This is a genomic window from Serratia sp. GW822-FHT06D09 (genome assembly GCF_058799515.1).
This window is the reverse complement of sequence record NZ_JBXALO010000004.1, coordinates 459124-472179: the sequence shown is the minus strand read 5'-3', so window position 1 is coordinate 472179 and position 13056 is coordinate 459124. Positions and strand designations below refer to the sequence as shown.

The 13056-nt window shown below is 56.7% G+C and carries 14 protein-coding genes; 8 read left to right on the top strand and 6 right to left on the bottom strand.

Annotated elements, in window-relative coordinates; translation table 11 throughout:
- Positions 1-25 precede the first annotated feature (25 nt).
- The 4 genes from dksA (at position 26) to folK (ending at position 3568) form a co-directional block, all read left to right on the top strand.
- The gene (gene dksA, locus AC1RKG_RS13065; RefSeq protein ID WP_020828563.1) at positions 26-481 is read left to right on the top strand and encodes an RNA polymerase-binding protein DksA; all 456 of its coding nucleotides are present in this window, start codon (positions 26-28) and stop codon (positions 479-481) included.
- A 72-nt stretch (positions 482-553) separates the two neighbouring features.
- Positions 554-1465 (top strand): tRNA glutamyl-Q(34) synthetase GluQRS, encoded by a 912-nt coding sequence (gene gluQRS, locus AC1RKG_RS13060; RefSeq protein ID WP_020828564.1) that lies wholly within the window; start codon positions 554-556, stop codon positions 1463-1465.
- A 61-nt stretch (positions 1466-1526) separates the two neighbouring features.
- Positions 1527-3077: a polynucleotide adenylyltransferase PcnB gene (pcnB, locus tag AC1RKG_RS13055; RefSeq protein WP_071844533.1), complete on the top strand. Its 1551-nt coding sequence runs from the start codon at positions 1527-1529 to the stop codon at positions 3075-3077.
- Positions 3077-3568 carry a 2-amino-4-hydroxy-6-hydroxymethyldihydropteridine diphosphokinase gene (gene folK, locus AC1RKG_RS13050; protein ID WP_020828566.1) on the top strand — a complete coding sequence of 164 codons (492 nt, stop codon included), beginning with the start codon at positions 3077-3079 and terminating at the stop codon, positions 3566-3568. Before pcnB ends, folK begins: the two co-directional genes overlap by 1 nt.
- Positions 3569-3603: 35 nt before the next feature.
- On the opposite strand, the gene qseC is transcribed toward folK, so the two are convergent.
- A complete protein-coding gene (qseC, locus tag AC1RKG_RS13045) occupies positions 3604-4962 on the bottom strand; it encodes a quorum sensing histidine kinase QseC (protein WP_128865423.1) in 1359 nt (452 codons plus the stop codon).
- On the bottom strand, positions 4959-5621 hold the full coding sequence (qseB, locus tag AC1RKG_RS13040; RefSeq protein ID WP_020828567.1) for a quorum sensing response regulator transcription factor QseB: 663 nt from the start codon (positions 5619-5621) through the stop codon (positions 4959-4961). Before qseB ends, qseC begins: the two co-directional genes overlap by 4 nt.
- A gap of 169 nt (positions 5622-5790) precedes the next feature.
- On the opposite strand from qseB, the gene panB reads away from it, so the two are divergent.
- The 3 genes from panB to panD all read left to right on the top strand — a co-directional run bounded on the left by panB (position 5791) and on the right by panD (position 8103).
- Positions 5791-6585 carry a 3-methyl-2-oxobutanoate hydroxymethyltransferase gene (panB, locus tag AC1RKG_RS13035; RefSeq protein WP_020828568.1) on the top strand — a complete coding sequence of 265 codons (795 nt, stop codon included), beginning with the start codon at positions 5791-5793 and terminating at the stop codon, positions 6583-6585.
- A gap of 147 nt (positions 6586-6732) precedes the next feature.
- Positions 6733-7587 (top strand): pantoate--beta-alanine ligase, encoded by an 855-nt coding sequence (gene panC, locus AC1RKG_RS13030; RefSeq protein ID WP_048760036.1) that lies wholly within the window; start codon positions 6733-6735, stop codon positions 7585-7587.
- Positions 7588-7722: 135 nt separating this feature from the next.
- Complete coding sequence (gene panD / locus AC1RKG_RS13025) at positions 7723-8103, top strand: aspartate 1-decarboxylase (protein WP_037416822.1); 381 nt, start codon at positions 7723-7725, stop codon at positions 8101-8103.
- A gap of 203 nt (positions 8104-8306) precedes the next feature.
- Here panD and AC1RKG_RS13020 read toward each other — a convergent pair whose 3' ends face one another.
- The 3 genes from AC1RKG_RS13020 to AC1RKG_RS13010 form a co-directional block, all read right to left on the bottom strand.
- The gene (locus AC1RKG_RS13020) at positions 8307-9587 is read right to left on the bottom strand and encodes a polysaccharide deacetylase family protein (RefSeq protein WP_046372656.1); all 1281 of its coding nucleotides are present in this window, start codon (positions 9585-9587) and stop codon (positions 8307-8309) included.
- 289 nt (positions 9588-9876) lie between these two features.
- Positions 9877-10647 (bottom strand): ABC transporter permease, encoded by a 771-nt coding sequence (locus AC1RKG_RS13015; RefSeq protein ID WP_020828572.1) that lies wholly within the window; start codon positions 10645-10647, stop codon positions 9877-9879.
- Complete coding sequence (locus tag AC1RKG_RS13010; protein WP_020828573.1) at positions 10644-11567, bottom strand: ABC transporter ATP-binding protein; 924 nt, start codon at positions 11565-11567, stop codon at positions 10644-10646. The genes AC1RKG_RS13015 and AC1RKG_RS13010 overlap by 4 nt, the downstream gene beginning before the upstream one ends.
- A 237-nt stretch (positions 11568-11804) precedes the next feature.
- Here AC1RKG_RS13010 and can point away from each other — a divergent pair, with 237 nt between their 5' ends.
- Positions 11805-12461 carry a carbonate dehydratase gene (gene can / locus AC1RKG_RS13005; protein WP_012146699.1) on the top strand — a complete coding sequence of 219 codons (657 nt, stop codon included), beginning with the start codon at positions 11805-11807 and terminating at the stop codon, positions 12459-12461.
- Between the two features lie 36 nt (positions 12462-12497).
- On the opposite strand, the gene hpt is transcribed toward can, so the two are convergent.
- Complete coding sequence (gene hpt, locus AC1RKG_RS13000; RefSeq protein WP_071827054.1) at positions 12498-13034, bottom strand: hypoxanthine phosphoribosyltransferase; 537 nt, start codon at positions 13032-13034, stop codon at positions 12498-12500.
- Positions 13035-13056: the final 22 nt, after the last annotated feature.

Below are 13056 nucleotides of genomic sequence, written 5' to 3'. Positions count from 1 at the left end.
TGCGTGTGTATGTAGGAGAAGCAACATGCAAGAAGGGCAAACCCGTAAAACCTCGTCCTTGAGCATTCTCGCCATCGCTGGGGTGGAGCCGTACCAAGAGAAGCCGGGCGAAGAGTACATGAACGACGCCCAGTTGTCGCATTTCAAGCGCATTCTTGAAGCATGGCGCAACCAGCTCAGGGATGAAGTGGACCGTACTGTATCGCATATGCAGGATGAGGCAGCAAACTTCCCTGACCCGGCCGACCGTGCCACTCAGGAAGAAGAATTCAGCCTTGAACTGCGTAACCGCGATCGCGAACGCAAACTGATCAAAAAGATCGAGAAAACGCTGCGAAAAGTAGAAGACGAAGATTTCGGCTACTGCGAATCCTGCGGCGTGGAGATTGGCATTCGTCGCCTCGAAGCGCGTCCGACTGCCGATTTGTGCATCGACTGCAAGACTCTGGCCGAAATCCGCGAAAAGCAGATGGCCGGCTAATACAGTTGTTATCGCTGCGGCGTGCGCGTCAGTGTGCGCCGCACAGAGAAAAGGGAAAGTTTCCCCTCTGATATGCAAGAAAGACATTATGTGGGGCGCTTTGCCCCATCGCCTTCCGGGGATCTGCATTTTGGTTCGCTGATTGCCGCTCTGGGAAGCTACCTCCAGGCTCGTGCCCAACACGGGCAATGGCTGGTTCGCATTGAAGATATCGATCCCCCGCGCGAAGTCGCCGGTGCGGCCGATCGTATCTTATCCGCTCTGGAACACTATGGTCTCCACTGGGACGGCCAGGTCATCTATCAATCCCAACGTCACGAAGCTTACCGCGCCACTCTGGAACACCTGCATCAGCAGGGACTGAGCTATTTCTGCAACTGCACCCGCAGTCGTATCCAGCAGATTGGCGGTCTTTATGATGGTCATTGCCGTGCTTTGAATCTCGGCCCGCAGGGCGCCGCCATCCGTTTGCGCCAATCCAGCCCGGTTTATGCCTTTCACGATCGCCTGCAGGGTGAATTGCAGGCCGATCCGGCGTTGGCGCGGGAAGACTTTATTATCCGTCGACGCGATGGGCTGTTCGCTTATAACCTGGCGGTGGTGGTTGATGACCATTTTCAGGGCGTGACCGAAATCGTGCGCGGCGCCGATCTGATCGAACCTACCGTGCGTCAGATTGCGTTGTACCGTCAGTTACAGGCGCCGGTGCCCGCCTATGTTCATCTGCCGTTGGCGCTGGGTGCCAACGGCATCAAATTGTCGAAGCAAAACCATGCGCCCGCGCTGCCCGCAGGCGATCCGCGCCCGGTGCTGGTTGCCGCACTGAAGTTTCTGCGCCAACCGCTGCCGGAAAGCTGGCAAGATCTTGACCTGCCGTTATTATTGAGCTGGGCGATCGCACACTGGAAGCTGGATGATGTGCCGCGTCAGGAGGCTATTCCCCTGGACGAAAACACATCAGCATTCTCAAAAGAGCCATGGTGAGCTATGATTAGCCGCTATTTTTTGTTAGCGCCATTTTTTTCAGACACTATCGAGGTGTACCATTTTTACCCGAGTAGCCAATTTCTGCCGTAAGGTGCTAACCCGCGATGACAAGCTGCCGCGTGACGATGCGCCGGTCAGCGATACAAACGTAGTCCGCGAAGAAAGCGCGGTGGCTGCGAAGCCGTCTGCGCCGCAGCAACGTTCCGCCGATCGCGGCAGAGATACTCCTGCCCGCCGGCAGGCACCGCGTAAACGCCCACCTTTTCCTGCCGCAGAGGGAACCGGCCCAATGACCGTTATCCCCCGCGATCAGCACTCCATCTCACGTAAAGACATCAGTGAGAACGCGCTGAAGGTGCTGTACCGCCTGAATAAATCCGGCTTCGAAGCTTATCTGGTCGGCGGCGGTGTACGTGACCTGCTGCTGGGCAAAAAACCGAAAGATTTCGACATCACCACCAACGCCACGCCGGAGCAAGTGCGCAAGCTGTTCCGTAACTGCCGCCTGGTGGGCCGCCGTTTCCGTTTGGCGCACGTGATGTTCGGGCCGGAAATCATCGAGGTTGCCACCTTCCGTGGCCACCACGAACAGCAAACGCCGGATTCTGACAAAAACTCTTCCCAGCAGGCCCAAAACGGCATGCTGCTGCGCGACAACATCTTCGGTTCGATCGAAGAAGATGCTCAGCGTCGCGACTTCACCATCAACAGCCTGTATTACGGCGTGGCGGACTTCACCCTGCGTGATTACGTCGACGGCCTGCGCGACCTGAAGCAGGGCGTGATTCGTCTGATCGGCGATCCGGAAACCCGCTACCGCGAAGACCCGGTACGCATGCTGCGTGCAGTGCGCTTTGCCGCCAAGCTGGACATGACCATCAGTGACGAAACCGCCGAGCCGATCCCGCGTCTGGCCTCGCTGCTGCATGAGATCCCACCGGCGCGCCTGTTTGAAGAGTCGCTGAAACTGCTGCAGGCAGGCTACGGTTACCCAACCTATCTGAAGCTGTGTGAATACCAGCTGTTCCAGCCGTTGTTCCCGCAGATCGCACGTCACTTCACCCCGACCCATGACACGCCAATGGAGCGTATTCTGGTTCAGGTGCTGAAGAACACCGACTACCGTCTGCAAAACGACATGCGCGTCAATCCGGCATTCCTGTTTGCTGCTATGCTTTGGTATCCGCTGCTGGAACATGCGCAGAAACTGGCGCAGGAAAGCGGTCTGGCGTACTACGACGCCTTCGCACTGGCCATGAATGACGTGCTGGACGAGCAATGCCGTTCATTGGCGATCCCGAAACGCATTACCACGCTGGTTCGCGATATCTGGCAGTTGCAGCTCCGTCTGTCTCGCCGCCAGGGCAAGCGCGCGCACAAGCTGATGGAACACCCGAAATTCCGCGCCGCTTACGATCTGCTGGCGCTGCGTGCCGAAGTGGAAGAAAACCAGGAGATGTTGCGTCTGACCGAATGGTGGGGCGAGTTCCAGGAAGCCACCCCGGCGCGCCAAAAGAACATGTTGAGTACCTTGGGTGACGATCCGGCGCCGCGCCGCACGCGTCAACGCCGCCCTCGCCGTCGGACGCCGCGTAAAGAAGGGGAATAATGATCCGCGTTTATATCGCGCTGGGCAGTAACCTGGCGCACCCGTTGCAACAGGTCAAGGCCGCACTGGAAGCGCTGGAGCATCTCCCGCGCACCCGGTTGATCCTTTGTTCTTCGTTTTATCGCACCAAGCCGCTGGGGCCGCAAAACCAGCCGGACTTTCTCAATGCGGTGGTGGCGCTGGATACCTTGCTGCCTGCGGAACAGCTGCTGGATCATACCCAGGCGATAGAACGCAATCAGGGCCGCGTGCGCAAAGATGAGCGCTGGGGCCCACGCTCCCTCGATTTAGACATCATGCTGTACGGCGATCAGGTTATTCATACCGATCGCCTAACGGTGCCGCATTACGGCCTGAAAGAACGCGAGTTCATGCTCTACCCGCTGGCGGAAATCGCCCCTGACCTGATTTTCCCGGACGGCGAATCGCTGACCAGTTGCCTGAAGCGCGTGCCGGAAAACGGCATGGAACTGTGGCATAAACCCAAGTAAACGCCAGCGTCGTGCGCAGTTCATATACGGCGCCCTCACAGCACCACCTGCGCGACAAATCCCCCTTCCGGCCGATTGGCAAAGCTGACGCGCAGACCGTGCAAACTGGCGATACGCTGCACTATGGATAATCCCAGCCCGCTGCCGGTTTGTTCCTGTCCTGGTGGGCGATAAAAACGTTCCCCCAGCCTTGTCAGGTGTTCCTCCGTCACGCCCGGACCATCGTCTTCGACCCTCAGCATCCGCTCTGTCAGCTTCACCGTAACGGTGCCGCCTGCCGGTGTGTAACGCACTGCGTTATCCACCAGATTGCGCACCAGCAGCGACAGCAGCAGCGCTTGCCCCTGTAACGGCGGTGGTGTGCCCTGCTGTTCATAGCGCAGCGTGACACCTGCGGCATGGGCATGACGATCCTGTTCGGCCAGGGTCATCGGCACCAGTTGCCCCCAGTCGACCGCTTCCAGTTCGGCCAGATCAGACAGTGAATCCAGCCGCGAAAGCGTCAGCAGCTGATCCACCAGCCGGGTCGCGCGATCGATACTCACCGTCAGGTTTTCCAGCGCATGCTCGCGCATCTGTTCGTCATCACCCGCCAGTTGCACCACTTCCGTCTGCACCCGCAGCGCCGCCAGCGGGCTGCGCAGCTCATGGGCCGCATCGGAGGTAAAGCGCCGCTCACGCACCAATAGCGCATTAATGCGGGCAAACAGCGCGTTAAGCGCATCCACCAGTGGGCGCACTTCGGTAGGTACCTGGCGCGCGTCCAGCGGTGTGGCGTCATCCGGAGCGCGCTTGCGCAGTCCAGCGGCGACCGTGCGCAATGGCTTCAGTTCTCGCCCGACCATCAAGGCAATCAGCAGCATCAGGATCGGCAGCGTCACCAGCCAGGGCACCAGTTGCCCAGTCACCATGCCCAACGCCATATCGCGTCGATAGTCCCACTCCTGCCCCACGACGATGCGATAACGCCCGTCCGGGCTGGTCAGCCACAGCAGCCGCCAACTGTCGTCATCACCTTTGCGTTCACCATCGGTAAAGCCTTCTCGCTCGCCATCAAACAGGAAATCCGCACCGTTCTCGCCATCATTGAGCAACATCTTGCCGTTACGGTCGAAAATGGCGAACGCCAGCGCGTCGTCGTCCTGCTCGCCGCGTTTACCGTGATGCACCAGCTTCTTGGTTTTCGGCAGGCTGCGTGCATTTTCGTCGGCCAAAAGATCCCCCAGATTGGCGGTCGCCAGGCGTTTGGCGAACAACATCTGTTGGGTATCGAACACTTCGTTGATGTTGTTGCGCGTCATCATCCACGCCACCAAACTGGCGGAGCACCAGGTCAATAATGCCAGCAGGCTGAAGATCAGGATCAGCCGCAACCGCAGACTAAGATGTTTCACGGCACATCCCCCAGGGTATAACCCACGCCGTGAATGGTGCGGATAAAACTATTGCCCAACTTGCGTCGCAGGTGGTGAATATGCACTTCTACCGCGTTGCTGCTGACCTCATCGTCCCAGTTGTACAATTTTTCCTGGATCAGCGGCCGCGCCAGCACCCGCCCCTTGTTGTGCAGAAACAGTTCCAGCACCGCCAGCTCGCGCGGTGTCAGCGTGACCGGTTCACCGTTACAGCTCACGCTGCGGGTGGCGGCGTCAAATACCACATTGCCATGCACCAGTTGCGGCATCAGTTGGCCGTGGCGACGACGGATCAACGCCTGCAGGCGAGCCGCAACTTCCGCCAGGGCAAAAGGCTTGCACAGGTAATCGTCAGCGCCGCTCTGCAAGCCGCTGACCCGCTGCTCCAACGCATCACGCGCGGTGAGGATCAGCACCGGCACGTCGTGGCCAGCCTGCCGCCACTGTCGCAGCAGATCCAAACCGTCGAGACCCGGCAGGCTGAGATCGAGAATAACCGCGTCGTAAGGCGCGCTTTCCAGCGCGTTTTTCCCCACCAGACCATCGGTAAACCAGTCCAGATTAAAGCCAAGTTTGGTCAAGCCGGCCTTGATGCCGTCGCCAATTAACTTGTCATCTTCTATCAGCAAAATTCGCATGTGCGTCCTTTTTTAGCCATTGCCGCCCATTACACCACAAGGTTCTTAAGAAGCTCTTAAGCATGATGATCTGCGCTACCCACCCCGTTAGGGTTACAGTAGAATGACAGCACTTTTTTGCAGCCAGGGCCCTGCGCATACCGCTCGGCCCTATTCAGGAGACGTAGTGATGAAACCCACCACCGTGACCCATTTGCGCCAGTGGAAGCAGGAACAACGCAAGTTTGCTTCCCTCACCGCCTACGATGCCAGCTTTGCCAAACTGTTTGAAGAGCAAGGCGTTAAAGTGTTGCTGGTAGGCGACTCGCTGGGGATGACGCTGCAGGGCCACGACTCCACGCTGCCGGTCACCGTCGCCGACGTTGCCTATCATACTCGCGCCGTCCGCCGCGGCGCGCCAGCCTGTCTGTTGCTGGCCGATATGCCTTTTATGAGTTACGCCACGCCGCAATCGGCCTGTGCCAATGCCGCCGAGCTGATGCAGGCCGGCGCTAACATGGTGAAGCTGGAAGGCGGCAGCTGGCTGTGCGAAACGGTGAAAATGCTGACCGAACGTGCCGTGCCGGTGTGCGGCCACCTTGGCCTGACACCGCAATCCGTTAACGTGTTTGGCGGCTACAAAGTGCAAGGCCGTGATGAGCTTGCCGCCAAGCAACTGCTGGAAGATGCCAAAAATCTGGAGCTGGCCGGCATGCAGCTACTGGTGCTGGAATGCGTGCCAACCGAATTGGCGCGTAAGATCACCGAAGAACTGACCATTCCGGTGATTGGCATCGGTGCCGGCAATGCCACCGATGGCCAAATCCTGGTGATGCACGACGCGTTCGGCATCACCGGCGGCCACACGCCTAAATTCGCTAAAAACTTCCTGGCGCAAAGCGGCGATATCCGCTCGGCGGTGCAACACTATATTCAGGACGTGGAGCAAGGAATTTACCCCGCTGAAGAGCACTCATTTAATTAACGGCATGGTTTAAATAGGCGTGATTGGCGCCGCCTGGTTGAGTGCGGCCAGCGCGCAGTTCCCGAAGCGTACACCTAGTACGTGAGGAGAACGAGCACTGCCCAATCGCAATCAGGCAAGCAAAATAGCCTATCAAGGAGTTATGGAATGGTAATTATCGAAACCCTGCCTCTGTTGCGTCAGCAGATCCGCCGCTGGCGTCAAGAGGGTAAACGCATCGCGCTGGTGCCGACCATGGGCAACCTGCACGAAGGCCATATGACGCTGGTCGATGAAGCACGTGCACGTGCCGATGTCGTGGTGGTCAGTATTTTTGTCAACCCGATGCAGTTCGAACGCCCTGACGATTTGGCGCGCTACCCGCGCACCCTGCAAGAGGACAGCGAGAAGCTGACCCGTCGCGGCGTAGAATTGGTGTTCGCACCCGCGCCGGCCGATATCTACCCTCAGGGACTGGAGCAACAAACCTATGTCGACGTACCTGGCCTGTCCTCCATATTGGAAGGGGCCAGCCGTCCGGGCCACTTCCGCGGCGTCGCGACCATTGTCAGCAAGCTGTTCAACCTGGTGCAGCCGGACCTGGCCTGTTTTGGCGAGAAGGATTATCAGCAACTGGCGTTGATCCGCAAAATGGTGGCGGACATGGGTTACGACATCGACATCGTCGGCGTGCCTACCGTACGCGCTAAAGATGGCCTGGCGCTCAGTTCACGCAACGGCTACCTGACCGCCGAAGAGCGTAAAATCGCCCCTCAACTCAGCAAGATCATGAATGCGCTGGCAGAACAGCTCAGCAACGGCGAACGCCATGTCGACGAGTTGCTGGAACACACCGCCGCTCAGTTGCGCAGCGCTGGTTTCACACCGGACGAACTGTTTATCCGTGACGCCGACAGCCTGCAACCGCTGGGCGTGGAAAGCCAACGGGCAGTGGTGCTGATGGCCGCCTGGCTCGGCAAGGCGCGCTTGATTGACAACCAGCAGGTTGATCTGACGCTGTAAGCTACTTTTTGTGCAGTCGTCACTGTTACAGCCCCTCTGAAAGTAGACATGGAGGGACTTATCGGTGACGATAAACGCCGGATGGATGTTCAACCTCAATCGCCTGTGAAGGCGGATACTCAGTTAGGTAAAGTTATGATACGTACTATGCTGCAAGGCAAGCTGCATCGGGTGAAAGTGACTCAGGCCGACTTGCACTACGAAGGCTCCTGCGCCATCGATCAGGACTTCCTGGAGGCCGCAGGCATTCTGGAATATGAAGCTATCGATATTTATAACGTTGATAACGGTCAGCGTTTCTCAACCTATGCCATCGCCGCCGAACGCGGCTCGCGCATTATTTCGGTCAACGGGGCGGCAGCGCGTTGCGCCTGCGTCGGCGACAAACTGATCATCTGTTCTTACGTGCAGATGAGCGATGCCGATGCCCGTCAACACCATCCGAAAGTGGCCTACTTCGAAGGCGACAATAACCTGCAGCGCAAGGCGAAAGCCGTGCCGGTTCAGGTCGCCTAAAAGTCACAACGGGCGCCGTCGGCGCCCGTTGTGACTGCTGACAAACCTATAATGTTTGGCGGCAGGCGCTAACAGTTTTGATAATAAATCAGGAAAATCAATTTATTGATTTTCGGCTGATACCACAAAGGGGGAAAAACCACGCTTTTATCCCCCTTTGTCAATAATCTGAACGGGCGCCGTCGGCGCCCGTTTCTTCCTGATTACTGCACCACCAGCGTTCCCGGCTTGTTGGCGATTCTGTCCGCCATGGTCTGAATCGAGTCGGTACGCAGAATGTACAACCGCTTCAGCGTATAGGGGTTATCTCCCGGCTTCACTTTGCCCTGCACCGTGGTCACCGCCATATGGAAACCGGCATCCTTCGCCGCCTGTATCGCCCGTTGGTTATAGCCGCCAAACGGGTATGACACATACAGCACATGCGGATTAAACTGCGACAGCGCGCGGCGCGAGTGCTCAAAATCGAATTCTATGTTGTGCAGCGAACGGCTCAGCAGGATCGGTTGACGATTACCGTCGGTGCGATGCAGGAAATGCGTATGCGACTGCACGTCGAACACGTCCTGGATCTGCTTCAGTTCGGAAATGCTCATAAACTGCAGCGAATCAGGATTCCACTTTTGCGGGTGGCGCTTGATGCGTGAGGAAATAATAAACGCCGTGGCGCGGAAGCCGTAATTCTTCAATACCGGGTAAGCGTAACGGTAGACCGATTTCAGCCCGTCATCAAACGTCAGCACCACGGCCTTGCCGGGCAGGTTGATCTGGTTGTTCAGATAGGCTTCCAACTGATACAGGGAAATCGTGTCGTAGCCCGCCTGCTTCAGGTAGGTCATCTGATTGCTGAACGCCACGTCGGAAGTGGTGGTCGAGGTATGGCGGAAACGCTTGTTCTCTTCGTTTTTCAGCAGGTGATGGTAGGTAAGCACCGGAATACCGGTGTCGATCTCGCAGTCCAGCTCACTGACATAACCCAGACGATCGCCAATGTTGATCTCATACCAGGTATTGTTGAGCCGATCCTTCAGCTTGCCGATAATCGGGTAGCGCAGATTCTCTTCCAGCACGCCAAACACATCACTGGTGTTATCCGCATCGGTATAGACGTTGATCGCCTTTTGAGTGATCAGGTTCTGGTTGGTCAGCGGCTTATTCAGTTCGCCAAGATCGTCCTTCACCTTGCGCGATTTTTTAAGATCGCGCACATCGTCTTTATCGATAAACCCGGTGCCGTGACCGAATTTGAACTCGTAATACTCCGCATCCGCCGGGAACACCTGAATCAGTTGCCCCTGCTTCACTTCGCCGACCGGAATAACGTGTTCGCCAATCAGCGAATAAACCTCGCTGTCGCGCTGCGCTTCCATATATTCGGATTTAACGGCGCTGTCTTCCGACAACAAACTTGCCAGGCCGGCCGGGGAAGCAAACGACAACAGGATGCCGAGTACTCCAGCCGCTATCTTGTGTGTAGACCGCATGGTTATATTCTACTTACGAGTACGTAATACCCGTCGTATTTCAGACTGCAGCGTTGTTACCTGCACTCGATCATCTCATGATTTACCTGAGGATGAGTGAGCTGGCCGCCTGGCTGCAACTTGAAATTCATAGGGTATATAACAAAATGGAGAAAATGTGGAGCGTCAGCATAGCACGATTTGAACAGCGGGGAGAAAGGGGTTATTCGAGCAATTTTATTGATTTACGGGATGCTTGCCGCAGATTGATAAACGCGTCCCCGTACGTCTGCCCGGGGACGCCATACTATCAGGTGCGCAAACCGCGGCCGCGCTCGATCAGGAACCAGACCAGCAGATAGAACACCGCGATAAACGCCACCAGCACCGCCATGGTGAACGCCAACGGTACATCGCTGATACCCAGGAAACCGTAGCGGAAACCGCTGATCATGTAGACGATCGGGTTCAGCTTGGACACCGCCTGCCAGAACGGCGGCAGCAGCGTCAGCGAGTAGAATACCCCGCCCAGGTAGGTCAACGGCGTCAGCACGAAGGTCGGGATCAGGCTGATATCGTCAAAGGTGGTGGCAAACACCGCGTTAATCAGGCCCGCCAACGAGAACAAGATCGCCGTCAGTAGCAGCGTGACCACAATCACCCACCAGGCATGCACCTGCAGCGGCACAAAGAACAGCGAGATCACGGTCACCAACACGCCGACGCAGATACCCCGCGCCACGCCGCCGCCGACGTAACCGGCAATCACCACGTGCGTCGGCACCGGAGCCACCAGCAGTTCTTCAATATTGCGCTGGAATTTGGCGCTGAAGAACGACGAGGCCACGTTGGCGTACGAGTTGGTGATCACCGCCATCATGATCAGGCCGGGAACGATAAACTGCATGTAATCGAAACCGTGCATTTCGCCGATACGTGAACCAATCAGGTTGCCGAAGATGATGAAATACAGCGTCATGGTGATCACCGGCGGCACCAGGGTCTGGATCCAGATACGGGCAAATCGGTTGATCTCTTTAGCCCAAATGCTCTGCAAAGCCACCCAATACAAACGCGTCATGCTTTTTCTCCATTACCGTTAACCAGGGTGACAAACAGCTCTTCCAGCCGGTTGGCCTTGTTACGCATGCTCAGGACCTGGACGCCCTGTGCGCTAAGTTGGGTAAACAGGCCGTTCAGGCCCTGCTCGCGCATCACTTCCACCTCCAGCGTCGAGGTGTCCGTCAGGCGATGACGGTAGCCGTCCAGCTTCGGCAGCGGGCTTTTCGCCGCCAGATCGAGGATAAAGGTTTCGGACTTCAGCTTGGCCAGCAGGCCTTTCATCGAGGTGTTCTCCACCAGATCACCGTTCTGGATAATACCGATATTGCGGCACAGCATTTCTGCTTCTTCCAGATAGTGAGTGGTGAGAATAATGGTGGTGCCCTGGGCGTTAAGCTCTTTCAGGAAGCCCCACATCGAGCGACGCAGCTCGATATCCACCCCGGCAGTCGGTTCATCGAGGATCAGCAGTTTTGGCTGATGCATCAAGGCCCGGGCGATCATCAAGCGGCGCTTCATGCCGCCGGACAACATGCGAGCGCGTTCTTCGCGCTTGCCCCACAAATCCAGCTGAGTCAGGTATTTTTCCGCACGAGCCAAGGCTTCGCGGCGGGTCACGCCATAGTAGCCCGCCTGATTGACCACAATCTGCATCACGGTTTCGAACGGGTTAAAGTTGAACTCCTGCGGTACCAGCCCGAGCTGACGCTTGGCGTTAACGATGTCCTTGTCGATGTCGTAGCCGAACACCCGTACGCTGCCGGAGGTTTTGTTAACCAACGAACTGATGATGCCGATGGTCGTGGATTTTCCGGCGCCATTCGGCCCCAGCAGGGCGTAGAAATCCCCCGCTTCGACATTGAGATCGATCCCGCGCAACGCCTTGACGCCACCGGCGTAAGTCTTGGTTAACTGCGCTAATTCCAGTGCATAATTCATAAGTTAAAAAGTACCTTGTGACGATGAGTATGCTGCTGCGTTTTTGTAATGAAGATGATCTTATCATCAGCAGCGTTTTCACTGAGGCAAATCCGTGCGGTATATTCAGGTTCCATCCCGCCATATTGAATAAAAAGTGGCCGAATATCGCCCGGCGCCACTGTTCCGATATCCAAATTGTGACGCTTGTCCTATATTACCCCAACGCAATCTGTTCGTTACAGGCCTATAACCGCCATGAAAGAGATCGAAAAGCTTATCGCCAATAACCACACCTGGTCAGCTAACATCAGCAAGGAAGACCCAAACTTTTTTGAACGCTTAGCACAGGCGCAAAAGCCCCGTTTTTTATGGATAGGTTGTTCTGATAGCCGCGTACCGGCGGAAAGACTGACCGGATTGGAGCCGGGTGAACTGTTTGTTCACCGTAACGTGGCGAACCTGGTGATCCACACCGATTTAAACTGCCTGTCGGTGGTGCAATACGCCGTTGACGTGTTGGAAGTCGAGCATATTATTATCTGCGGTCACCTGGGCTGCGGCGGCGTGGAAGCGGCGGTCGAGAACCCGGAACTGGGGCTGATCAATAACTGGCTGCTGCACATTCGCGACCTGTGGTACAAACACAGCTCACTGCTGGGTGAACTGGAACCGGAACAACGTCTCGACGTGCTGTGTGAAATCAACGTTATTGAGCAGGTCTACAACCTGGGCCATTCCACCATCATGCAATCAGCATGGAAACGCGGCCAGAAAGTGATGATTCACGGTTGGGTGTACGGGATCCAGGACGGCCGCCTGCGCGATTTGGAAGTGGCTGCGACCAGCCGCGAAAGCCTGGAAATGGGCTATCGCAAAGCCATGGCCACGCTGCAACAGGATAAAGGCATCTAAAGCTCATAGGGCGCGGCATGCCGCGCCCACAGCAGTTTACTCGTCCAGCAGCACCACTTTGCCGACGTACGGCAAATGGCGGTAGCGCTGAGCGTAGTCAATGCCGTAACCCACCACGAATTCGTCCGGGATTGAGAAACCGACGTACTCAACCGGCACTTCCACTTCACGGCGTTCAGGCTTGTCCAACAGGGTGCAAATCGCCAGGGATTTCGGCCCACGCAGCGCCAGAATTTCACGCACTTTGTTCAGCGTATTGCCGGAGTCGATGATGTCTTCCACGATCAGCACGTCTTTGCCGCGGATATCTTCATCCAAATCCTTAAGGATTTTCACGTCGCGAGTCGTGGACATGCCGCTGCCGTAGCTGGAAGCGGTCATAAAGTCGACCTCATGCGGCACTTCGATGGTGCGACACAGGTCAGCCATGAACATGAAGGAGCCGCGCAGCAGCCCGACCAGCACCATATCACTGCCGCTGTCGCGGTAATGTTCGGTGATCTGGCGGCCAAGTTCGGCAATACGGGTCTTAACTTCCTGCTCGGAAATCATTACGTCTACAGTGTGTTTCATAGTTTTCAGGTCAGTTGCCGGA

Excerpts from the sequence above, each read along its gene's own strand:
- panC (WP_048760036.1), top strand. The coding sequence starts at position 6,733 with ATGGTAATTATCGAAACCCTGCCTCTGTTGCGTCAGCAGATCCGCCGC.
- qseB (WP_020828567.1), bottom strand. The coding sequence starts at position 5,621 with ATGCGAATTTTGCTGATAGAAGATGACAAGTTAATTGGCGACGGCATC.
- panB (WP_020828568.1), top strand. The coding sequence starts at position 5,791 with ATGAAACCCACCACCGTGACCCATTTGCGCCAGTGGAAGCAGGAACAA.
- AC1RKG_RS13010 (WP_020828573.1), bottom strand. The coding sequence starts at position 11,567 with ATGAATTATGCACTGGAATTAGCGCAGTTAACCAAGACTTACGCCGGT.
- hpt (WP_071827054.1), bottom strand. The coding sequence starts at position 13,034 with ATGAAACACACTGTAGACGTAATGATTTCCGAGCAGGAAGTTAAGACC.
- folK (WP_020828566.1), top strand. The coding sequence starts at position 3,077 with ATGATCCGCGTTTATATCGCGCTGGGCAGTAACCTGGCGCACCCGTTG.
- panD (WP_037416822.1), top strand. The coding sequence starts at position 7,723 with ATGATACGTACTATGCTGCAAGGCAAGCTGCATCGGGTGAAAGTGACT.
- dksA (WP_020828563.1), top strand. The coding sequence starts at position 26 with ATGCAAGAAGGGCAAACCCGTAAAACCTCGTCCTTGAGCATTCTCGCC.
- AC1RKG_RS13015 (WP_020828572.1), bottom strand. The coding sequence starts at position 10,647 with ATGACGCGTTTGTATTGGGTGGCTTTGCAGAGCATTTGGGCTAAAGAG.
- gluQRS (WP_020828564.1), top strand. The coding sequence starts at position 554 with ATGCAAGAAAGACATTATGTGGGGCGCTTTGCCCCATCGCCTTCCGGG.
- can (WP_012146699.1), top strand. The coding sequence starts at position 11,805 with ATGAAAGAGATCGAAAAGCTTATCGCCAATAACCACACCTGGTCAGCT.
- AC1RKG_RS13020 (WP_046372656.1), bottom strand. The coding sequence starts at position 9,587 with ATGCGGTCTACACACAAGATAGCGGCTGGAGTACTCGGCATCCTGTTG.